Raw genomic sequence first — 22,546 nt, 5'->3', positions numbered from 1 at the left:
AGACTGACGGCATGGCTGATCAGCAGGCGCGAACGAGCGGGGACAAGAGGCCGGCCGGGATACCGGCGATCCGATGGGAGGAACCACCAGAGGGTCCCGTACTGGTCCTTCTCGATCAGACGAGGCTCCCGGCCGAAGAGGTCGAGTTGGTGTGCACGGACGCGTCGGCGCTGGTGGAGGCGATCCGCTCGCTCGCCGTCCGCGGGGCGCCGCTGCTCGGGATCGCCGGGGCGTACGGCGTCGCGCTCGCCGCCGCGCGTGGCTTCGACGTGCCCGAGGCGGCGCGGACGCTGGAAGGGGCCAGGCCCACCGCGGTGAACCTGTCGGTCGGGGTGCGCCGGGCCGAGTCCGCACACCAGGCGGCGCTGGCCCGCACCGGTGACCCCACCGCGGCCGCCGTGGCGGCACTCGCCGCGGCGCGGGCGCTGCACCAGGAGGACGCCGAGGCCAGCGCCCGGATGGCGGCCCACGGGCTGACGCTGCTGGACGAGCTGCTGCCGGCCGGCGGGCACCGGATCCTGACCCACTGCAACACCGGTTCGCTGGTCTCGGGCGGGGAGGGCACGGCGTTCGCCGTGGCGCTCGCCGCACACCGCGCGGGGCGGCTGCGGCGGCTGTGGGTGGACGAGACACGGCCGTTGTTGCAGGGGGCGCGCCTGACGGCGTACGAAGCGGCCCGCAACGGCATGCCGTACACGCTGCTCACCGACAACGCGGCGGGTTCGCTGTTCGCGGCGGGTGAGGTGGACGCGGTGCTGATCGGGGCGGACCGGATCGCGGCCGACGGTTCGGTGGCGAACAAGGTGGGCAGCTATCCGCTGGCCGTGCTCGCCCGGTACCACCATGTGCCGTTCATCGTGGTGGCCCCGGTGACGACGATCGACCCGGACACTCCCGACGGGGCGTCCATCGAGGTCGAGCAGCGGCCCGGTTTCGAGGTGACCGAGGTCGTGGCGCCCCAGGTGGCGGCGACCGGTGCGGCAGGCGGGATACCGGTGGCGCCGCTGGGGACGCAGGCGTACAACCCGGCGTTCGACGTGACGCCCCCCGAGCTGGTGACGGCCATCGTCACCGAGGAGGGGGCCATTTCCCCGGTGACCGCCGAGTCCCTCGCCGCGCTCTCCGCCCGCCCACGCCACACCCCGGACCCCGCCTGACCGGACCGCGGCCGACGGCCGGGGGCGGACAGTGACGGTCCCTTACGGGCCTGTCCGCCCCCGGCGACAGCGGCTCCGTACGGTCCCGTGCATGTGCTCTTCAGTCGTTCCTTGCCGCCCGGCACGGCGTCCGAGGCGTACAGGAGGTTCTGACCCGTCTGCGCGCGGTACGTGCGCCGCAGGGCGCCGGTGTTCTGATGCCCGGGTCCGGCCTCCACCGCTGCCATCGACGCCGGCGGGCGGGGGCAGACAGTGACCGTCCCCTACGACTATCGTCACGGGCCAGTGACCTGCCTCACCAGCGCCCCGGTCACCGTTACGAGAATGGGATGATGTCGTTTATGAAGGGACGAGTCCTTGTCGTCGACGACGACACCGCACTGGCCGAGATGCTCGGGATCGTGCTGCGTGGTGAAGGTTTTGAGCCGTCTTTCGTAGCCGACGGCGACAAGGCGCTGGCCGCTTTCCGTGAGAGCAAGCCCGATCTGGTGCTGCTCGACCTGATGCTGCCCGGACGGGACGGTATCGAGGTGTGCCGGCTGATCCGGGCGGAGTCCGGGGTGCCGATCGTGATGCTCACGGCCAAGAGCGACACCGTGGATGTCGTGGTGGGCCTGGAGTCGGGGGCCGACGACTACATCGTCAAGCCGTTCAAGCCCAAGGAGCTGGTGGCCCGGATCCGGGCGCGGCTGCGCAGGTCGGAGGAGCCGGCGCCGGAGCAGCTCACCATCGGTGACCTGGTCATCGATGTCGCCGGGCACTCGGTGAAGCGGGACGGGCAGTCGATAGCGCTGACCCCGCTGGAGTTCGACCTGCTGGTGGCGCTCGCGCGCAAGCCGTGGCAGGTGTTCACCCGTGAGGTGCTGCTGGAGCAGGTGTGGGGTTACCGCCACGCCGCCGACACGCGGCTCGTCAACGTGCATGTCCAGCGGCTGCGTTCCAAGGTCGAGAAGGACCCGGAGCGGCCGGAGATCGTGGTGACCGTCCGTGGTGTCGGTTACAAGGCCGGACCGAGCTGACATGTCCGGGGACAGTGCCGCTTCGGTTCCCGGCGGGCCCGGGACCCGTCCGGGGCGGCCTGTCGGCCGGACGGCGTTGAGCGCGCGCCTGAGGAGGCTGTTCGAGGGCGGGCTGCCGCGCGGCGGGGTCCAGGGCAGTCCGGTCCTGCGGCTGTTCCTGCGCTGGGTGCGCCGTCCGCTGCTGCCCGTGATGCGGCTGTGGCGGCGCAACATCCAGCTCCGGGTCGTCGCCACGACCCTGGTGATGTCGCTGGGCGTCGTCCTGCTGCTGGGCTTCGTCGTGATCGGTCAGGTGCGCAACGGTCTGCTGGACGCCAAGGTGAAGGCGTCGCAGAGCCAGGCCACGGGCGGGTTCGCGGTGGCCAGGCAGAAGGCCGACGAGGCGGTCAGCGGCACGGGCGCCGGCGGGGCGGCCGGGACCGGTGACGGTTCGGCGACCGACGGACGGCAGTCCCAGAACGTCATCCAGTGGATGAGCGACCTCGTGGAGTCGTTGTCCAGCGGTGGCGCGGGCGCCTTCGACGTGGTGACGCTGCCCGTCGGCGACGACAGCGGCGGCGGGCGCAGCCCGCGCGGCTCCGGGAACGTCAATCCGACCTCCAGCGTGCCCGCCGAGCTGCGCGAGCGGGTCAACAGCGGGACGACGGCCGTGCAGAGCAACACGCGGATCGTCTACTTCGGCGGCAAGGAGTCGCAGCCGGGGCTGGCCATCGGCAAGCAGGTCAACGACCCGAACGGCCGCCCGTACGAGCTGTACTACCTCTTCCCGCTCACGCAGGAGGAGAAGTCCCTGAGCCTGGTCAAGGGCACCCTGGCCACGGCGGGGCTGTTCGTCGTCGTCCTGCTCGGCGCCATCGCCTGGCTGGTGGTGCGGCAGGTGGTCACGCCGGTGCGGATGGCGGCCGGGATCGCGGAGCGGCTGTCCGCCGGGCGGTTGCAGGAGCGGATGAAGGTCACCGGCGAGGACGACATCGCGCGCCTGGGCGAGGCCTTCAACAAGATGGCGCAGAACCTCCAGGTCAAGATCCAGCAGCTGGAGGACCTGTCGCGGATGCAGCGGCGGTTCGTCTCCGACGTCTCGCACGAGTTGCGCACCCCGCTGACCACCGTCCGGATGGCCGCCGACGTCATCCACGAGGCGCGCGAGGACTTCGACCCGGTGACCGCGCGGTCGGCCGAGCTGCTCGCCGACCAGCTGGACCGGTTCGAGTCGCTGCTCGCGGACCTGCTGGAGATCAGCCGGTTTGACGCCGGTGCCGCCGCGCTGGAGGCCGAGCCGATAGACCTCAGGGAGGTCGTGCGGCGGGTGGTGAGCGGTGCCGAGCCGCTCGCCGAGCGCAAGGGCACGCACATCCGGGTGGTCGGCGACCAGCAGCCCGTCGTCGCCGAGGCGGACGCCCGGCGTGTGGAGCGGGTCCTGCGCAACCTCGTCGTCAACGCGGTCGAGCACGGCGAGGGCAAGGACGTCGTCGTCAAGCTCGCCGCCGCGGGCGGAGCGGTGGCCGTCGCCGTTCGGGACTACGGCGTCGGCCTGAAGCCCGGCGAGGCGACCCGGGTCTTCAGCCGCTTCTGGCGGGCCGACCCGGCACGCGCGCGTACCACCGGCGGCACCGGCCTCGGGCTGTCCATCGCCCTGGAGGACGCGCGGCTGCACGGGGGCTGGCTCCAGGCCTGGGGCGAGCCCGGGGGCGGCTCCCAGTTCAGGCTGACGCTGCCGAGGACCGCTGACGAGCCGCTGCGGGGCTCGCCGATACCGCTGGAGCCGAAGGACTCGCGTCGTAACCGCGGCCTCGACGACGGCGGCGAGCGACGCGCCGGCGAGGAGAAGCGGGCGACCGTCCCGGTGCAGCAGTCCGGCGCACAGGGGCCCGCGCTGCCCCCGCGGACGCCGGTCGCGCCGCGGCTGACCACCGGTGGCTCGGCAGCGGATCCGACCGCCCTGCCGGGCAAGGGCAACGGCGCGCGTGTGGTGCCCCGGCCCACCGGTGGCGTACGGCGGCCCGGCGACGAGCCCGCCGCGCGCCCGGCGCCGGACGCGCCGGACGCGGCAGGGACCCGGCCGGAAGCCGCCGCGCCGCAGGACTCGACGCAGTCAGGGGAGGCATCTCGTGGTCGCTGACCGCGTGGGGGGCGCACGGCGGCGGCCGGGGCGCCCGGTGGCGTGCGCCGCCTTGGGTGTGGCACTGCTGGCCGGGTGTGCCTCGATGCCCGACAGCGGGGATCTGCGGGATGTGGAGTCCACGCCGCGGCAGGACACCGGGGTACGGGTGTTCGCGATGCCGCCGGCCGACGGCGCCGGTCCGGGCGAGATCATGCAGGGCTTCCTGGAGGCGCTGACCAGCGACGACCCGGAGTACGACACGGCGCGCAAGTACCTGTCGGGCGAGACGGCGAGCCGCTGGCGGCCGGAGCTGTCGACCACCGTCCTGGCGAACGGGCCGAGCATCGAGACGGACTGCAGCCCGGGCGGACGGGAGGAGACCAACAGCGTCACTTGTGTGCTGACCGGCACCCGGGTCGCCACGGTCGACGCGCAGCAGGCCTACCGGCCCGCCGGCGGCCCCTACCGCAAGAAGCTGCACCTGACGAAGAACCCCAAGAGCGGACAGTGGCGCATCGACGGGCTGCCGGACGGCGTCGTCATGGGCAAGTCGGACTTCCAGCGCAACTACACGCCCGTCGACAAGTACTACTTCGCCTCCGACACGGCGGTCGGGGCGGGCGGGCAGCCGGTGGCGGTCGCCGATCCGGTGTTCGTGCGCGGCAAGGTGGACCCGATGACACAGATGGTCCGGTCGCTGCTGAACGGGCCCACCACCTGGCTCGGGCCGGTGGTCAGGTCGAGCTTCCCGACCGGTACGGCGCTGCGCGAGGGCGCGTCCGGGCTGGCGCCGGACGACCAGAACAAGCTGACGGTGCCGCTGAACCTCAAGGCGTCCCAGGTCGCGACGGGCAAGTGCACCGAGATGGCGACGCAGCTGCTGTTCACCCTGCGGAACCTGGCGCCGACGCTGGAATCCGTCGAGCTGCGCGGGGCCGGTGACGACCGGCTGTGCGAACTGACCGAGGAGCGCGCCGAGGCCATCGCCTGGCACGGGTCGTCCCAGCGCCCGGAGTACGTGTACTTCATCGACGGCAGGCACCGGGTGGTGCGGATGCCGACCGGAAGCACCGGCACCGGCTCCGTTCCGGTGCCGGGTCCGCTCGGCGAGGGCGGCAAGGAGCTGCGGTCGGTGGCCGTGTCGCGGGACGAGCACACCGCGGCCGGGGTCGCCGACGGGGGCGGTTCGCTGTACGTGGCCTCGCTGGCGTCGGGCGGCTCCTTCGGCGAGCCGCTGGTGACCAGCGACGGGCCCACTCCCGACGAGCGGCTGACCACGCCGAGCTGGGACGCCCACGGCGACCTGTGGGTGGCCGACGGTGACCCCCGCCGGCCCCGCCTGTACGTCCTGGAAGAGGGGGAGAAGGAAGCGGTGCCCGTCTCCGTGCCCGATCTTCCGGGCCGGATCACGGACGCGCGGGTGGCCGCCGACGGGGCGCGGATCGCGCTGGTCGTGGCCAAGGACGGCAAGCAGTCCCTGTTCATCGGCCGGATCCAGCGCGACGACGGCACCGGGCAGGGCATCTCGGTGGACGGGCTGCGCCCGGCGACACCGGATCTGGAGCAGGTCGGCGCCATCTCCTGGGCCGGGGACAGCAGACTGCTCGTCGTCGGCCAGGAACAGGGGGGCGTGCAGCAGATGCGGTACGTCCAGGCCGACGGTTCCACGCTGGACGGCCCCGCCCCGGGCGCGCTGACCAGCGTCAAGGCGATCGCCGCGTCCGAGGACGAGCGGGTGCCGCTGGTGGCCTACTCGGAGGACGGGATCGTCCGGCTGCCGTCCGGGGCGCAGTGGCAGAAGGTCGACAAGGACGGTTCGGCGCCGGTCTACCCGGGCTGACACACCACGCGGACCTGCGCCGTTTCCTGGTCGCCCGTCCTTCTGCCGGTTGTCCACAGGTGGTTTTCCACAGGGGTGGCGGGCCGGCGGCGGCGCGGGCACAGTGGTGGTCATGCGGGGGTGGTGGCAGGACCTCACCGACCTGGTGCTGCCGGCCGACTGCGCGGGCTGCGGGGCACCTCGTACGGCGCTGTGCCCGCGGTGCCGGGCCACGCTGGACGGGGGAGTGGCACGGCGGGCACGGCCGGTGCCGGAGCCGGCCGGGCTGCCGGTGGTGCACGCGGTGGCTCCCTACGCGGCGGAGGTGCGGGCGCTGCTGCTGGCGCACAAGGAGCGGGGCGCGCTGGCTCTCGCGGGAGCGCTGGGTGTGGCGTTGGCGCGGGCTGTGCGGGCGGGCCTCGCGGAGAGTGCCGAGGACGCGGGCGACCTCGGCCCCGGCCCCGGCGCGAGTGGCCTCGGCCCCGGTGCGGGCGCCGGTGCCGGGCCGGCCGGGCCCACTGGGCGGGAACCCCTGCTGCTGGTTCCCGTGCCCTCCGCGCGGTGGGCGGTGCGGGCGCGGGGACACGATCCGGTGCGGCGGATGGCGCTCGCGGCGGCGCGGGAGCTGCGGCGCACCGGGACGCCGGCCCGGGTGGCGGCCGTGCTGCGGCAGCGGCGGGCCGTCGCCGACCAGGCGGGGCTGGACGCGCCGGGGCGGTTGGCGAACCTCGCCGGGGCGCTGGAGGTGACCGCGTCAGGTGGCCCGCTGCTCGGCGACGGCCGGCGTGTCGTGCTCGTCGACGACCTCATGACGACGGGCGCCAGTCTCGCGGAGGCGGCGCGGGCCCTGCGGGAGGGCGTGGTGTCCGGGGTATCCGGCGCCAATGGCGGAACGGCTGTGTATCGGGCCATAACCCGGGAAGGTAGGGAGGAACGACGGATCGGATCAGAGCGGGAGAGGACGGAGTCGGTGCACGGTGCACCGGAAAAGGCGGTGTCGAACGCCCGCGCGCGGAGGCCGCGTGCCGCCGTGATCGCCGCTCCCGCCGATTCCCTGGAAATAATCAGGAACTGATCGTCAACGTGCATCGTTGCAGGTAGTGAGAGGCTTAATTCGCCTGAACGGAGGTGCGGCGGCAGAGAGGGTGACGACATCGCTCCGGGCGAGATATGTTCGGTTGTGAGGAAAGGCCCAGGCCACACGCCTCGCATATCCGAATGCCGCGCGCGCGGTTTTCCGCAATCACCCGCGCCGGTGGGGTGGAGATCTCGCCCTTGGGGGAGGAGGAGGTGGAAGTCACCGAGTCCGAGGTCCGGTGATCACCGGACCTGGTGCGAAAGGGAGACGCTCCGCCGATGGAGCGGAGCGATCCGGGAACGGAGTTCTGCGTGGACATCGTCGTCAAGGGCCGCAAGACCGAGGTGCCCGAGCGGTTCCGCAAGCACGTGGCCGAGAAGCTGAAGCTGGAGAAGATCCAGAGGCTCGATGCCAAGGTGATCAGCCTCGACGTCGAGGTGTCCAAGGAGCCCAACCCCCGGCAGGCGGACCGCTGTGACCGAGTGGAGATCACGCTCCGCTCCCGCGGTCCGGTGATCCGGGCGGAGGCAGCGGCCAGCGATCCCTACGCCGCACTCGACATGGCGGCGGAGAAGCTGGACGCGCGGCTGCGCAAGCAGCACGACAAGCGGTTCTCACGCCGAGGCGCGCGCCGGATCTCGGCGGCCGAGGTCCCCGACCACGTCCCGGGCGTGGCGACGCTGAACGGCAACGGCCTGTCCGCCTCGGAGGAGGAGTCCGACGGGGTGCCGACCAAGAAGATCGGCTCCCTCGAGGTCAAGGGCGAAGGCCCCCTCGTCGTCCGCGAGAAGACCCACGTCGCCGCCCCGATGACCCTCGACCAGGCCCTCTACGAGATGGAGCTGGTCGGCCACGACTTCTACCTGTTCGTCGACTCCGAGACGAAGGAACCGAGCGTCGTCTACCGGCGGCACGCCTACGACTACGGCGTGATCCATCTCAGCACGGACCCGATGGTCGCCGAGGCGCAGACCCCCACGGCGGGGGGCACGCTGGGCGGCTGACCCACCCGGCTGAAGCTGAGCCGGTGCCCCTGGAGCGAGTGTGCGCCCCCAGGGGCACCGGCGTGCGACCACTTCGCGCCCCGCACGTCACCTCGGTGTCGCCCAGGCATGAAATCATGGCCGCACCGGCCCAACCGGTGGGCCGTTGCCTTGGGTTGGCGATGGCACAGGACCACAGGCCACAGCCTTCAGGGGGAGGAACGATGGCGGACACCTTCGGACCGATGCGGGACGGGGACGCCGACGACGCTGTCATCGGCAGGGACCCGGGCGCGGACGCGCCGCGCAAGGAGCCGATCAGAGTCCTGGTCGTGGACGACCACGCCCTCTTCCGGCGCGGCCTGGAGATCGTGCTCGCGGCCGAGGAGGACATCCAGGTCGTCGGCGAGGCGGGCGACGGCGCCGAGGCCGTCGACAAGGCCGCCGACCTGCTGCCCGACATCGTCCTGATGGACGTCCGCATGCCCAAGCGCGGCGGGATCGAGGCCTGCACCTCCATCAAGGAGGTGGCCCCCAGCGCGAAGATCATCATGCTGACGATCAGCGACGAGGAGGCCGACCTCTACGACGCGATCAAGGCGGGCGCGACCGGGTATCTCCTCAAGGAGATCTCGACCGACGAGGTGGCCACCGCCATTCGCGCGGTGGCCGACGGGCAGTCGCAGATCAGCCCGTCGATGGCGTCCAAACTCCTCACCGAGTTCAAGTCGATGATCCAGCGCACCGACGAGCGCCGGCTGGTGCCCGCGCCCCGGCTCACCGACCGGGAGCTGGAGGTCCTCAAACTCGTCGCCACGGGCATGAACAACCGGGACATCGCCAAGGAGTTGTTCATCTCCGAGAACACCGTGAAGAACCACGTCCGCAACATCCTGGAGAAGCTCCAGCTGCACTCCAGGATGGAGGCCGTGGTCTACGCGATGCGGGAGAAGATCCTGGAGATCCGCTAGCGGCTATCCGAGGAGCCCGGCGAGTTCCCTGGTGAGGGGCTCGCGCAGCTCCGGCGGATCCAGGCGCTCGACGCGGACGTCGGTGCAGTCCACCCAGGACGCCGCCTCGGTCAGGGCCCGGGCCACCGCCGGGACCGCCTTCGGGCCGTCCAGGGTGACCTGCCTGGCCACCAGCGTCCGGCCCTGGCGCGCCGGGTCCACCCTCCCGACCAGCCGGCCGCCGGCGAGCACGGGCATCGCGAAGTACCCGTGCACCCGCTTGGGCTTGGGGACGTACGCCTCCAGCCGGTGGGTGAAGCCGAAGATCCGCTCCGTGCGCGCCCGCTCCCAGATCAGGGAGTCGAAGGGGGAGAGCAGCGTGGTGCGGTGCCGGCCGCGCGGCGGTGTCGCCAGGGCCGCCGGGTCGGCCCACGCCGGCTTGGCCCAGCCCTCCACCTCCACCGGCACCAGACCCGAGTCCGCGATCACCGAGTCGACCTGCTCGCCCTTGAGCCGGTGGTAGTCGGCGATGTCCGCGCGCGTGCCCACGCCGAGCGCCTCGCCCGCCAGCCGCACCAGGCGCCGCAGGCACTCGGTGTCGTCCAGCTCGTCGTGCAGCAGCGCGGCCGGGACCGCGCGCTCGGCGAGGTCGTACACCCGCTTCCAGCCGCGCCGCTCCACGCAGACCACCTCGCCGTACATCAGCGCCCGCTCCACGGCGACCTTCGTGCCCGACCAGTCCCACCAGTCGTTCGTCTTCTTCGCGCCGCCCAGTTCCGTGGCGGTCAGCGGGCCCTCCGCGCGCAGCTGCTTGACGACCTGGTCGTAGGCGCCGTCGGGGAGTTCGTGGTGCCAGTGCGGGCGGTTGCGGTAGGCGCGGCGGCGGAAGGCGAAGTGGGGCCACTCCTCGATGGGCAGCAGGCAGGCGGCGTGCGACCAGTACTCGAACGCGTGGGTGTCCGTCCAGTAGGCGGCCTCCACCGCCCGCCGGCCGACCGCGCCCAGCCGGGCGTACGGCACGAGTTCATGGGAACGGGCCAGGACCGAGATGGTGTCGAGCTGGACCGCGCCGAGATGGCGCAGCACCCCGCGGGCCCCCGCGCGCCGGTCGGGCGCGCCGAGCAGGCCCTGGGCCCGCAGGACTATCCGGCGGGCGTCGTCCGCGGTGAGTGTGGTGGTGGGACGCGGAAGGGTCGTCATGTCCCGTGACGATAGAGGGTGGCACCGACAGTCCGCGCCGGCCTGCGCGTTCGCCCGGGGCCCGCGACTCGAGGGTGCCTCAGGGGCGCGCGGGCAGGTACGGGGCGGTGGACGGCAGACCCAGGTCCGAGGGGAGCAGCGAGCCGACCCAGCAGTCCCGGCGCACCCCCTTGTTGGTGACGCCGGAGCGCAGCACGCCCTCGATGGTGAAGCCCGCGCGTTCGGCCACCGCGCGGGAGGCGTGGTTGCCGACCTCGGCCCGCCACTCGACCCGGTCGATGCCGGCCTCGGTGAAGGCCCAGCGGCAGGCGGTGAGCGTGGCCTCCCTGACGTAGCCCCGGCCGCGGTGCTCCCTGGCCGCCCAGAAGCCGATCTCGGCCGTGCCCGGCGAGCGCGTCGTCAGGGCGAGCATGCCGGCCAGCTCCCCGCCGGTGAGGAACACGCCGAAGGTGAACATCGACCCCCGCGCCCAGCCGTCGGGGACGATCTGCTCCGTGAAGCCGACCGCGTGCTCGGGCAGGTAGGGCGAGGGAACCGTCGTCCAGCGCTGGATGCCGGGGTCCTGCGCGGCGGCGTACACCGCGGCGGTGTCCTCGGGGCCGACCGGGCGCAGCACGAGACGGTCCGTGGTGAGCGTGACGTGTTCCATCGCCCGATTCTGCGCGGGACACCGGGCCGGCGCCACGGATTTCCCCGCTGCGTGAGCGCGTGATCACAATTCGCGTAATTCCTGGCGCCGGAGCGGCACCATCCGGATACCCCGTCCGTTGTCCTGGATGAAGCATCCGCCGGGTCGCCAGGCCTCCCGGCGCGGCCGGGTCCTCGCATACGATGGCCGTTGCTCAGTAGTCAGAAGGAAAACCGACCGTCCCAGGCCCGACCGGCAAGGAGACCAGCCCCCGTGTCCGTCCTCTCGAAGATCATGCGTGCAGGCGAAGGCAAGATCCTGCGCAAGCTGCACCGCATCGCGGACCAGGTCAACTCCATCGAAGAGGACTTCGTCGACCTCTCCGACGCCGAGCTGCGGGCCCTCACCGATGAGTACAAGCAGCGGTACGCCGACGGTGAGAGCCTCGACGACCTGCTCCCCGAGGCGTTCGCCACGGTCCGCGAGGCCGCCAAGCGCGTCCTCGGCCAGCGTCACTACGACGTGCAGCTGATGGGCGGCGCCGCGCTCCACCTCGGCTATGTGGCCGAGATGAAGACCGGTGAGGGCAAGACCCTCGTCGGCACCCTGCCCGCCTATCTGAACGCCCTGTCCGGCGACGGCGTGCACATCGTCACGGTCAACGACTACCTGGCCGAGCGCGACTCCGAGATGATGGGCCGCGTCCACAAGTTCCTGGGCCTCGACGTCGGCTGCATCCTCGCCAGCATGACCCCGGCCCAGCGCCGCGAGCAGTACGCGTGCGACATCACCTACGGCACGAACAACGAGTTCGGCTTCGACTACCTGCGCGACAACATGGCGTGGTCGAAGGACGAGCTGGTGCAGCGCGGCCACAACTTCGCCATCGTGGACGAGGTCGACTCCATCCTCATCGACGAGGCCCGTACGCCGCTGATCATCTCCGGCCCGGCCGACCAGGCCACCAAGTGGTACGGCGACTTCGCCAAGCTGGTCACCCGCCTCAAGCGCGGCGAGGCCGGCAACCCGCTCAAGGGCGTCGAGGAGACCGGCGACTACGACGTCGACGAGAAGAAGCGCACGGTCGCCATCCACGAGTCCGGTGTCGCCAAGGTCGAGGACTGGCTGGGCATCGACAACCTCTACGAGTCGGTGAACACCCCGCTCGTGGGTTACCTGAACAACGCCATCAAGGCCAAGGAACTGTTCAAGCGCGACAAGGACTACGTCGTCATCGACGGCGAGGTCATGATCGTCGACGAGCACACCGGCCGTATCCTCGCCGGCCGCCGCTACAACGAGGGCATGCACCAGGCGATCGAGGCGAAGGAAGGGGTGGAGATCAAGGACGAGAACCAGACGCTCGCCACGATCACCCTCCAGAACTTCTTCCGCCTCTACAACAAGCTCTCCGGCATGACCGGTACGGCGATGACCGAGGCCGCCGAGTTCCACCAGATCTACAAGCTCGGCGTGGTCCCGATCCCGACCAACCGGCCGATGGTCCGCAAGGACCAGTCGGACCTGATCTACCGCACCGAGGTGGCCAAGTTCGAGGCGGTCGTGGACGACATCGCCGAGAAGCACGAGAAGGGCCAGCCGATCCTCGTCGGCACGACCTCCGTCGAGAAGTCGGAGTACCTCTCGCAGCAGCTCAGCAAGCGCGGCATCCAGCACGAGGTGCTGAACGCCAAGCACCACGAGCGCGAGGCACAGATCGTGGCCCAGGCGGGCCGCAAGGGCGCGGTGACGGTGGCCACCAACATGGCCGGCCGTGGTACCGACATCAAGCTCGGCGGCAACCCCGAGGACCTCGCCGAGGCGGAGCTGCGCCAGCGCGGCCTCGACCCCGAGGAGCACATCGAGGAGTGGGCCGCGGCCCTGCCCGCCGCCCTGGAGAAGGCCGAGCAGGCCGTCAAGGCGGAGAAGGAGGAGGTGGAGGCGCTCGGCGGCCTCTACGTCCTCGGCACCGAGCGGCACGAGTCGCGGCGCATCGACAACCAGCTGCGCGGCCGTTCCGGCCGTCAGGGCGACCCGGGCGAGTCCCGCTTCTACCTCTCGCTGGGCGACGACCTGATGCGCCTGTTCAAGGCCCAGATGGTCGAGCGCGTGATGTCCATGGCCAACGTGCCGGACGACGTGCCGATCGAGAACAAGATGGTCACCCGCGCCATCGCGTCCGCGCAGGCCCAGGTCGAGACGCAGAACTTCGAGACCCGTAAGAACGTCCTGAAGTACGACGAGGTGCTCAACCGGCAGCGCGAGGTCATCTACGGCGAGCGCCGTCGCGTCCTGGAGGGCGAGGACCTGCACGAGCAGATCCGGCACTTCATGGACGACACGATCGAGGCGTACGTCACCGCGGAGACCTCCGAGGGCTTCCCCGAGGACTGGGACCTGGACCGGCTGTGGGGCGCCTTCCGGCAGCTGTACCCGGTGAAGGTCACCATCGAGGAACTGGAGGAGGCGGCCGGCGACCGGGCCGGTCTGACCGCCGAGTTCATCATCGAGTCCATCAAGGAGGACATCCACGAGCAGTACGAGGCCCGCGAGGCGCAGCTCGGCTCCGAGATCATGCGTGAGCTGGAGCGCCGGGTCGTGCTGTCGGTCCTGGACCGCAAGTGGCGCGAGCACCTCTACGAGATGGACTACCTCCAGGAGGGCATCGGCCTGCGCGCGATGGCCCAGAAGGACCCGCTGGTCGAGTACCAGCGCGAGGGCTTCGACATGTTCACCGCGATGATGGACGGCATCAAGGAGGAGTCCGTCGGCTACCTGTTCAACCTGGAGGTCCAGGTCGAGCAGCAGGTCGAGGAGGTCCCGGTCGAGGCGCAGCCCCAGCCGGCCGGCGAGGGCGCGCAGGACACGGTGCCGGCGCAGGCGACCGCCCGTCCCGAGATCCGTGCCAAGGGACTGGACGTTCCGCAGCGCCGGGAGCTGCACTTCTCCGCGCCGACGGTGGACGGCGAGGGCGGCATCGTGGAGCGTGACCTGGAGGACGAGGAGCCGGTGCGGTCCGAGTCCGACGGCCTGACCCGGGCGGAGCGGCGGCGGCAGGCCAAGGGCGGCCGGCGCCGCAAGAAGTAACGCGGGAAGCGACGCCGGCGCCTGAGGGGGCCGGCGGTGAGCAAGGGCCGGGTTCCTACGGGGACCCGGCCCTTGTCCGTCGCTCGGGGCCGCCGACCGGGCCGCGACGGGCGGGGAAGGGCGTCACACGGGCTCACCCGGACTCACCCGGGACTCACACGGGACCCGTTTCCACCGCTGTGCAGCGCCAGCGGAGGTCTTCGCCGCGTTCCAGGCGGAAGGCCATGGCACGCAGGCGGTCGCCGGTGGCGACCCGGGCGAAGACCTCCAGCGCGCCCTCGCCGGCGACGTAGTAGCCGATGTCCTGGACGACCGGGCGGATGCCGCGGGGACCCCGGGTGCGCAGGGGGCCGCGTTCGGCGAGGCGGGCGAGGTCGTCGTAGGCGCGGCCCGCCGTGTGGCGGAGCATCCAGTGGACGGGCCGCTGCCCGCTCAGGACGGCGAGCAGGCGGTCCGCGAAGAGGTCGGTGGGCCGGGGCCGCCCCGCGGCTGCCTGCGGGGCCGTACGGGGGCTCTGGGCGCGGATGCCCGCCGGGCGGCCGGCCGTACGGGGTGGCGCTCCGCCGGGGCGGCGGGTGTCGCGGCGGGTCGGCGGGCGGTGCCGCGGGCGGGGCTGGACGGTTCGGCTCATGACCTTGTTCATGGGGGACCCCGTTCGGCCGGCCCGGGGGTACCGGGCGGTAACAAGTGGTGGGGATCTTGTACGGGGCGCGGAAGGCGCGGGCAAGCAAGGGACGGCCGGGGGCGCGTGCGGGGAAAGCTCACCTATCAGGGTGAGACAAGGGTCCCGGGCCCCGTGGGCAAGCGGCCGGAGAGGGTGAACCGGCGGCCTGAGGCTGACCTCTCGACGGGAGTGGGCAGGGGCCCGAAAGGGGACGGACGCACGTATCCTGAAGGCCCTCCGGGGGACGCGCCAGCCGCCCTCCCCGGGGCCCCAGCGGAGCCTTTGACCAGGAAAGAGCGGCCAGTATGCGCGTCTACGTCCCCCTGACCCTCCCCGCTCTCGCCGAGGCGCACAGGACGGGTGAGCTGGGGAGCGGCCCCTTCGTCGCGTACGCCGTCACGCCCGCCCTGCGCGAGTGGTACCTCTCCGAGGACATCGAGGAGCTGGAGTACGCGGCGCTCGGCCGCGCCGCGCTGGCCTCCCTGCGGCTGCTGGCGGCGGACCCGGACGCGGTACGGCGCCGGGTCGTGGTCGCCGTGGACGTGCCCGACGGCGCGGCGAAGGCCGACCCGGACCGCGGGCTCGAACCCTCCGCCCTCGGCCAGGTGACCGTGACCGTGTCGGTGCCGCTGGCGAAGGCGGCCGCCGTGCACGTCGACGCCGAGGACGCGGAGGCCGACGTGGCCGCGGCGGCGCGGGCGCTCCCGGCCGCCGACGGCGGGGACGACGACGCCCGGTTCGTCGTGGACGGCGCGGACGACCACGAACTGCTGTGGTACGCCACGCAGGAGATCCCCAACCTGGTCGGACGGGCCTGACCTCGGCCGACGCCGTGATTGTCAGTGGCGAAGGGTACGGTCTCGGGCATGGGGACGCACAAAAGCGCGCACATCGTCTGGGACTGGAACGGGACCCTCTTCCACGACAATGAAGCGATCATAGGGGCGACGAACGCCGCCTTCGCCGAGCTGGGACTCGCACCGATCACGCTCGAGCAGTACCGCTCGCTGTACTGCGTACCGGTGCCGAAGTTCTACGAGCGGCTGCTGGGCCGGCTGCCGAGCGACGCCGAGTGGGAGCTGATGGACGGCACCTTCCACCGGCACTACGCCGAGCACCGGGTGCGGTGCGGGCTGACCGAGGGGGTCGAGGAACTGCTCGCCGGGTGGCGGTCGGACGGGCACAGCCAGTCGCTGCTGAGCATGTACGGGCACGAGGAACTGGTGCCGGTGGTGCGGGGCTTCGGCATCGAGCCGCACTTCGTACGGATCGACGGGCGTACCGGGCCGTCCGGCGGCAGCAAGGCCGAGCACATGGTGCGGCATCTGAAGGCGCTGGCGGGGGTGGCCGAGCCGGAACGGACCGTGGTGATCGGGGACGCGGCGGACGACGCGGTCGCGGCCCGGCACGTGGGGGCCCGGGCCGTGCTGTACAGCGGGGGGTCGCACAGCCGGGCGAGCCTGGAGGGGGTCGGGGTGCCGGTGGTGGATTCCCTGGCCGAGGCGGTCGCGGAGGCGCGGAGAATAGCCGCGTGACCGAGGCGCGGGGAAGCGCGGGAAACAGCGGCGTGGCCGGGGCGCGGGGAAGCGCGCGCCCCGGCCACGACGTGCCCGCCGCCCCGGCGAGGCGGCCCAGGCCCTGCGGCGGGACCGGGTACCCGGCCTCAGCTCGCCGGCGCGGCCGCCCGCAGCACCTTCAGGAACTCCCGCATCCACGCCGGGTGGTCCGGCCAGGCGCGGGAGGAGACCAGGGTGCCGTCGACCACCGCCTCGGTGTCCTGGAAGTCCGCGCCGGCCGCCTGCATGTCCGGTTCCAGGGCCGGGTAGGCCGTCACCCGGCGGCCCCGCAGGGAGTCGACCGCGGCGGTGAGCAGCGGGCCGTGGCAGATCTGGGCCACGGGCTTGTCCGCGTCGAAGAACGCCTTGAGGATCTTGCGCAGCTCGGCGTCGTTGCGCAGGTACTCGGGCGCCCGGCCGCCGGGGATCACCAGGGCCGCGTACTCGCCGGGGTCGACCTCGGCGAACGCCAGGTCGGCGGGCCAGGTGTAGCCGGGCTTCTCGGTGTACGTGTCGTAGCCGGGCTCGAAGTCGTGGACGACGAAGCGGAGCGTCTTGCGGGAGGGGGCCGCGATGTGGACCTCGTAGCCTTCCTCGCGCAGCCGCTGGTAGGGGTAGAACACCTCCAGGGACTCCGCCGCGTCGCCGGTGACGATGAGGATCTTGGTGGGCATGTCGGTTCCTCGCAGACTCCGTGCGTGAGGGTGGGACTCGGCGCTCCGCGGCGGGACGCCGGGACCCGTGGCGGACTCAAGGCACCGTGCCCCCCGCCGGGCGCGCCTGCCAAGAGGACCCGGTGGTTTTCAGAGTGCGGCGGCGGACGCGGGGACGCGACCGGATGACCCGGCGGCGGGCCGTGCGCGCCGGTGGCCGGATACGTCACCCTCCCCGCCCCTATCGCTGTGCAGAACGTCAAACTTCACCACTCGGTTTTGTACACATGCGGCTCATGACGCGCCCCGGGGCAAGAGCGATAGCCTTGTGGCGTGATCAGCGCGATATCCCGCGGGGGCGATCCTGCTCCCGCCCTGCGCCCGGGTTGCACGGCTCGTCTCCGTGACCGGGCGGCGGTCGCTGGTCTTCGCGGGCGGGACGGGGGCGCGGACGCCTCCGCGGCGCCGGAAACGGTCGGGTTCACGGCGCTGCCGAGAGCAGCGTCACACTCGTCCGGCGTCATGAAATTGGCCGGATTCTCCCCGCTCATCTCACCTCGCGGCATACCGTCGACAGAGACCGGACACCCCGGGACGTGGCGTTGTGTCGCAAGGGAAGAGACAGAACTTCCTTCTACGTCACGCAACGGCGCGCGACAGGAGCCAGAGGACAATGCAGACCAAGCTGGACGAAGCCAAGGCCGAGCTGCTCGAAAGGGCCGCCCGGGTAGCTGAGAACAGCCCGGTCGGGGGGCACCTACCGACCGGGACGACGAGCGAGGGCACCCCCGGCACCCCGGACAGCGAATCCGTGCTCGCGTTCCTCCAGCGCTACTACCTGCACACCGCCCCCGAAGACCTCGCCGACCGCGACCCGGTCGACGTCTTCGGCGCCGCGGTCTCGCACTACCGGCTCGCCGAGAACCGCCCGCAGGGCACCGCCAACGTGCGGGTGCACACCCCGACGGTGGAAGAGAACGGGTGGACGTGCAGCCACACCGTCGTGGAGGTCGTCACCGACGACATGCCCTTCCTCGTGGACTCGGTCACCAACGAGCTGACGCGGCAGGGGCGTGGCATCCACGTCGTCATCCACCCGCAGTTCGTGGTCCGCCGGGACCTGACCGGCAAGCTGCTCGAGGTGCTGCCGACCCCGCCCGTCGGCGACGACCTCCCGCACGACGCGCACGTCGAGTCCTGGATCCACGTCGAGATCGACCGGGAGACCGACCGCGCCGACCTGAAGCAGATCTCCGCAGACCTGCTCCGCGTGCTGTCCGACGTCCGCGAGGCCGTCGAGGACTGGGAGAAAATGCGGGACTCGGCGATCCGGATCGCCGACGGCCTGGAGAGCGAGCCCGCCCCCGCCGACCTGCCCCGCCCCGAGGTCGCGGAGGCCCGCGAGCTGCTGCACTGGCTGGCCGCGGACCACTTCACCTTCCTCGGCTACCGCGAGTACGAGCTGCGCGAGGACGACACGCTCGCCGCCGTGCCCGGCACCGGTCTCGGCATACTGCGCTCGGACCCGCACCACGCCAAGGAGGACCAGCACCCGGTCAGCCCCTCCTTCGAGCGCCTCCCGGCCGACGCCCGCGCCAAGGCCCGCGAGCACAAGCTGCTGGTGCTGACCAAGGCCAACAGCCGGGCCACCGTGCACCGGCCGTCGTACCTGGACTACATCGGCGTCAAGAAGTTCGACGCGGACGGCAACGTCATCGGTGAGCGCCGCTTCCTCGGCCTGTTCTCCTCCGCCGCCTACACAGAGTCCGTGCGCCGGGTGCCGGTGATCCGCCGCAAGGTGGACGAGGTGCTCGCCCGGGCCGGCTTCTCGCCGCACAGCCACGACGGCCGCGACCTGCTCCAGATCATGGAGACCTACCCGCGCGACGAGCTGTTCCAGACGCCGGTCGCCGAGCTCCAGGCCATCGTCACCAGCGTGCTCTACCTCCAGGAGCGCCGCCGGCTGCGGCTGTACCTGCGCCAGGACGAGTACGGCCGCTACTACTCGGCCCTCGTCTACCTCCCGCGCGACCGCTACACCACCGGCGTGCGCCTGCGGATCATCGACATCCTCAAGGAGGAGCTGGGCGGCACCAGCGTCGACTTCACCGCCTGGAACACCGAGTCGATCCTCTCCCGGCTGCACTTCGTGGTCCGCGTCCCGCAGGGCACCGAGCTGCCCGAGCTGTCGGACGCCGACAAGGAACGCATCGAGGCCCGTCTGGTGGAGGCGGCCCGCTCCTGGGCCGACGCGTTCGCCGAGGCGCTGACCGCCGAGTGCGGCGAGGAGCGCGCGGCCGAGGTGCTGCGCCGCTACAACCACGCCTTCCCGGAGGGCTACAAGGCCGACCACAGCCCGCGCGCGGCCGTCGCCGACCTGGTCCACCTGGAGCAGCTGAGCGAGGACAAGGCCTTCTCGCTGAGCCTGTACGAGCCGGTGGGCGCCGCGCCCGACGAGCGCCGGTTCAAGATCTACCAGAAGGGCGGCACGGTCTCGCTGTCCAAGGTGCTGCCGGTGCTGAGCCGGCTCGGCGTCGAGGTCACCGACGAGCGGCCGTACGAGATGCGCTGCGCCGACCGCACCACCGCCTGGATCTACGACTTCGGCCTGCGCATGCCGAAGTCGCTCGGCGGCGGCAACGGCGACTACCTGGGCGACGACGGCCGCGAGCGGTTCCAGGACGCGTTCGCCGCGACCTGGACCGGCAAGGCCGAGAACGACGGCTTCAACGCCCTCGTGCTCAGCGCCGGGCTGACCTGGCGGCAGGCGATGGTGCTGCGCGCCTACGCCAAGTACCTGCGGCAGGCCGGCTCGACCTTCTCGCAGGACTACATGGAGGACACCCTCCGCAACAACGTCCACACCACCCGGCTCCTGGTCTCCCTGTTCGAGGCCCGGATGTCCCCGGAGCGGCAGCAGGCCGGCGTGGAGATCACCGACGCCCTGCTGGAGGAGCTGGACGCGGCCCTGGAGCAGGTGGCCAGCCTGGACGAGGACCGCATCCTGCGGTCGTTCCTGACCGTCATCAAGGCGACCCTGCGCACCAACTTCTTCCAGGAGGGGCCGGGCGGCGAGCCGCACGACTACGTCTCCATGAAGTTCGACCCGCGGGCCATCCCGGACCTGCCCGCGCCGCGCCCGGCGTTCGAGATCTGGGTGTACTCGCCGCGGGTGGAGGGCGTGCACCTGCGCTTCGGCAAGGTCGCGCGCGGCGGTCTGCGCTGGTCGGACCGGCGCGAGGACTTCCGTACGGAGATCCTCGGCCTGGTCAAGGCGCAGATGGTGAAGAACACCGTGATCGTGCCGGTGGGCGCCAAGGGCGGCTTCGTCGCCAAGCAGCTGCCCGACCCGGGCGTGGACCGCGACGCCTGGCTGGCCGAGGGCATCGCCAGCTACAAGACGTTCATCTCGGCGCTGCTCGACATCACCGACAACATGGTGGCCGGCGAGGTCGTGCCGCCGCGGGACGTGGTCCGGCACGACGGCGACGACACCTACCTGGTGGTCGCCGCCGACAAGGGCACCGCGACCTTCTCCGACATCGCCAACGACGTCGCGAACAGCTACGACTTCTGGCTCGGCGACGCCTTCGCCTCCGGCGGCTCGGCCGGCTACGACCACAAGGGCATGGGCATCACCGCGCGCGGCGCCTGGGAGTCCGTCAAGCGGCACTTCCGCGAGCTGGGCGTGGACACGCAGACCGAGGACTTCACGGTCGTCGGCATCGGTGACATGTCCGGTGACGTGTTCGGCAACGGCATGCTGCTGTCGGAGCACATCCGCCTGGTCGCCGCGTTCGACCACCGGCACATCTTCATCGACCCGAACCCGGACGCGGCCACCTCCTACGCCGAGCGCCGCCGCCTGTTCGAGCTGCCCCGCTCCAGCTGGGCCGACTACGACACGAGCCTGCTGTCGGCGGGCGGCGGGATCTTCCCGCGCACCGCCAAGTCGATCCCGCTCAACAGCCACATCCGCGAGGCCCTCGGCATCGACGGCAAGGTCACCAAGATGACCCCGGCCGACCTGATGCGGACCATCCTCAAGGCGCCGGTGGACCTGCTGTGGAACGGCGGCATCGGCACGTACGTCAAGGCGTCGACGGAGTCCCACGCCGACGTCGGCGACAAGGCCAACGACGCCATCCGCGTGGACGGCCAGGACCTGCGGGCCAGGGTCGTCGGCGAGGGCGGCAACCTGGGCCTGACCCAGCTCGGCCGGATCGAGTTCGCCCGGCACGGCGGAAAGATCAACACCGACGCGATCGACAACAGCGCCGGCGTGGACACCTCCGACCACGAGGTGAACATCAAGATCCTGCTGAACGGCCTGGTCGCGGACGGCGACATGACCGTCAAGCAGCGCAACAAGCTGCTCGCCGAGATGACCGACGAGGTCGGCGCGCTGGTGCTGCGCAACAACTACGCGCAGAACACCGCCCTGGCCAACGCGCTGTCCCAGGCCAAGGACATGCTCCACGCCCAGCAGCGGTTCATCCGCCACCTGGTGCGCGAGGGCCACCTGGACCGGGCGCTGGAGTTCCTGCCGACCGACCGGCAGATCCGCGAGCGCCTCGCCCAGAGCCAGGGGCTGACCGGCCCGGAGACGGCCGTCGTCCTCGCGTACACCAAGATCACGGTGGCCGAGGAGCTGCTGCACACCTCGCTGCCGGACGACCCGTACCTGCGCGGTCTGCTGCACGCCTACTTCCCGACGGCCCTGCGCGAGCGGTTCGCCGACGCCATCGACAACCACCCGCTGCGCCGCGAGATCACCACCACGGTGCTGGTCAACGACACGGTCAACACGGGCGGCACGACGTATCTGCACCGGCTGCGCGAGGAGACCGGCGCCTCCCTGGAGGAGATCGTCCGCGCCCAGACCGCGGCCCGCGTGATCTTCTGCGCGGCTCCGGTGTGGGACGCCGTCGAGGCGCTGGACAACAAGGTCGACGCGGCCGTGCAGACCCGCATCCGGCTGCACTCGCGCCGCCTGGTCGAGCGCGGCACGCGCTGGCTGCTGAACAACCGGCCGCAGCCGGTCCAGCTCGCCGAGACGGTGGAGTTCTTCGCCGACCGGGTCGAGCGGGTCTGGCAGGAGCTGCCGAAGCTGCTGCGCGGCGCGGACCTGGAGTGGTACCAGCACGTGTACGACGAGCTGTCCGCGGCCGGCGTCCCGGACGAGCTGGCGACCCGCGTGGCCGGCTTCTCCTCCGCCTTCCCGGCGCTCGACATCGTGTCGGTGGCCGATCGCATGGGCAAGGAGCCGCTGGACGTCGCCGAGGTGTACTACGACCTCGCCGACCGGCTGGACATCACCCAGCTCATGGACCGCATCATCGAGCTGCCCCGCACCGACCGCTGGCAGTCGATGGCCCGCGCCTCCATCCGCGAGGACCTGTACGCGGCGCACGCGGCCCTCACCGCGGACATCCTCGCGGTGGGCAACGGCACCTCGACGCCGCAGCAGCGGTTCGAGGCGTGGGAGGAGAAGAACGCGGCGCTGCTGGGCCGGGCCCGCACCACGCTGGACGAGATCCGCGGTTCGGACTCGTTCGACCTCGCCAACCTGTCGGTGGCGATGCGCACGATGCGGACGCTGCTGCGCACGCACTCGTAGTCCGCACGGTGTGAAAGGCGCCCGGGGCCCG

The 22,546-nt window shown here is 71.8% G+C and carries 15 protein-coding genes; 11 read left to right on the top strand and 4 right to left on the bottom strand.

Going from position 1 to position 22,546, the window contains the following annotated elements; translation table 11 throughout:
- Nucleotides 1–11: 11 nt before the first annotated feature.
- The 7 genes from mtnA to IE251_RS19735 all read left to right on the top strand — a co-directional run bounded on the left by mtnA (nt 12) and on the right by IE251_RS19735 (nt 9,128).
- A complete protein-coding gene (gene mtnA, locus IE251_RS19765) occupies nt 12–1,157 on the top strand; it encodes an S-methyl-5-thioribose-1-phosphate isomerase (protein WP_189754295.1) in 1,146 nt (381 codons plus the stop codon).
- Nucleotides 1,158–1,486: 329 nt separating this feature from the next.
- A complete protein-coding gene (gene mtrA / locus IE251_RS19760; RefSeq protein WP_187279108.1) occupies nt 1,487–2,176 on the top strand; it encodes a two-component system response regulator MtrA in 690 nt (229 codons plus the stop codon).
- A gap of 1 nt (nt 2,177) precedes the next feature.
- Entirely contained in the window at nt 2,178–4,295 is a 2,118-nt protein-coding gene (mtrB, locus tag IE251_RS19755; protein WP_189754294.1) for an MtrAB system histidine kinase MtrB, read from the top strand.
- Entirely contained in the window at nt 4,285–6,117 is a 1,833-nt protein-coding gene (locus IE251_RS19750; protein WP_189754293.1) for an LpqB family beta-propeller domain-containing protein, read from the top strand. Before mtrB ends, IE251_RS19750 begins: the two co-directional genes overlap by 11 nt.
- Before the next feature lie 112 nt (nt 6,118–6,229).
- Nucleotides 6,230–7,171 (top strand): ComF family protein, encoded by a 942-nt coding sequence (locus IE251_RS19745; protein WP_189754292.1) that lies wholly within the window; start codon nt 6,230–6,232, stop codon nt 7,169–7,171.
- Nucleotides 7,172–7,485: 314 nt separating this feature from the next.
- Complete coding sequence (hpf, locus tag IE251_RS19740; protein ID WP_372504732.1) at nt 7,486–8,178, top strand: ribosome hibernation-promoting factor, HPF/YfiA family; 693 nt, start codon at nt 7,486–7,488, stop codon at nt 8,176–8,178.
- 203 nt (nt 8,179–8,381) lie between these two features.
- Nucleotides 8,382–9,128 (top strand): response regulator, encoded by a 747-nt coding sequence (locus IE251_RS19735; protein WP_030782947.1) that lies wholly within the window; start codon nt 8,382–8,384, stop codon nt 9,126–9,128.
- Between the two features lie 3 nt (nt 9,129–9,131).
- On the opposite strand, the gene IE251_RS19730 is transcribed toward IE251_RS19735, so the two are convergent.
- Both IE251_RS19730 and IE251_RS19725 read right to left on the bottom strand, forming a co-directional pair.
- Complete coding sequence (locus IE251_RS19730; RefSeq protein WP_189754290.1) at nt 9,132–10,307, bottom strand: winged helix-turn-helix domain-containing protein; 1,176 nt, start codon at nt 10,305–10,307, stop codon at nt 9,132–9,134.
- A 79-nt stretch (nt 10,308–10,386) separates the two neighbouring features.
- A complete protein-coding gene (locus tag IE251_RS19725; protein ID WP_189754289.1) occupies nt 10,387–10,956 on the bottom strand; it encodes a GNAT family N-acetyltransferase in 570 nt (189 codons plus the stop codon).
- 252 nt (nt 10,957–11,208) lie between these two features.
- On the opposite strand from IE251_RS19725, the gene secA reads away from it, so the two are divergent.
- Entirely contained in the window at nt 11,209–14,022 is a 2,814-nt protein-coding gene (gene secA / locus IE251_RS19720; RefSeq protein WP_189754288.1) for a preprotein translocase subunit SecA, read from the top strand.
- Between the two features lie 154 nt (nt 14,023–14,176).
- Here the strand turns inward: secA and IE251_RS19715 are convergent, their stop codons facing one another.
- Nucleotides 14,177–14,665, bottom strand: a complete 489-nt coding sequence (locus IE251_RS19715; RefSeq protein WP_189754287.1) for an Rv3235 family protein — start codon at nt 14,663–14,665, stop codon at nt 14,177–14,179.
- A gap of 326 nt (nt 14,666–14,991) precedes the next feature.
- Here IE251_RS19715 and IE251_RS19710 point away from each other — a divergent pair, with 326 nt between their 5' ends.
- Both IE251_RS19710 and IE251_RS19705 read left to right on the top strand, forming a co-directional pair.
- Nucleotides 14,992–15,504 (top strand): DUF6912 family protein, encoded by a 513-nt coding sequence (locus tag IE251_RS19710; protein WP_030782933.1) that lies wholly within the window; start codon nt 14,992–14,994, stop codon nt 15,502–15,504.
- Between the two features lie 48 nt (nt 15,505–15,552).
- The gene (locus IE251_RS19705; RefSeq protein WP_189754286.1) at nt 15,553–16,221 is read left to right on the top strand and encodes an HAD family hydrolase; all 669 of its coding nucleotides are present in this window, start codon (nt 15,553–15,555) and stop codon (nt 16,219–16,221) included.
- A 128-nt stretch (nt 16,222–16,349) separates the two neighbouring features.
- Here the strand turns inward: IE251_RS19705 and IE251_RS19700 are convergent, their stop codons facing one another.
- Nucleotides 16,350–16,916, bottom strand: coding sequence for a DJ-1/PfpI family protein (locus IE251_RS19700; protein ID WP_189754285.1), 567 nt, complete (start codon nt 16,914–16,916; stop codon nt 16,350–16,352).
- Between the two features lie 652 nt (nt 16,917–17,568).
- Between IE251_RS19700 and IE251_RS19695 the strand changes: the two genes are divergently transcribed.
- Nucleotides 17,569–22,515: an NAD-glutamate dehydrogenase gene (locus tag IE251_RS19695; protein ID WP_189754284.1), complete on the top strand. Its 4,947-nt coding sequence runs from the start codon at nt 17,569–17,571 to the stop codon at nt 22,513–22,515.
- The last annotated feature ends 31 nt before the right edge of the window (nt 22,516–22,546 follow it).

Origin of the sequence: Streptomyces eurythermus, assembly GCF_014649115.1 — a bacterium.
In the GTDB taxonomy this organism is placed as follows: Bacteria; Actinomycetota; Actinomycetes; order Streptomycetales; family Streptomycetaceae; genus Streptomyces; species Streptomyces eurythermus.
The sequence above is the reverse complement of the archived record's forward strand: the minus strand, read 5'-3'. Positions and strand labels throughout refer to the sequence as shown.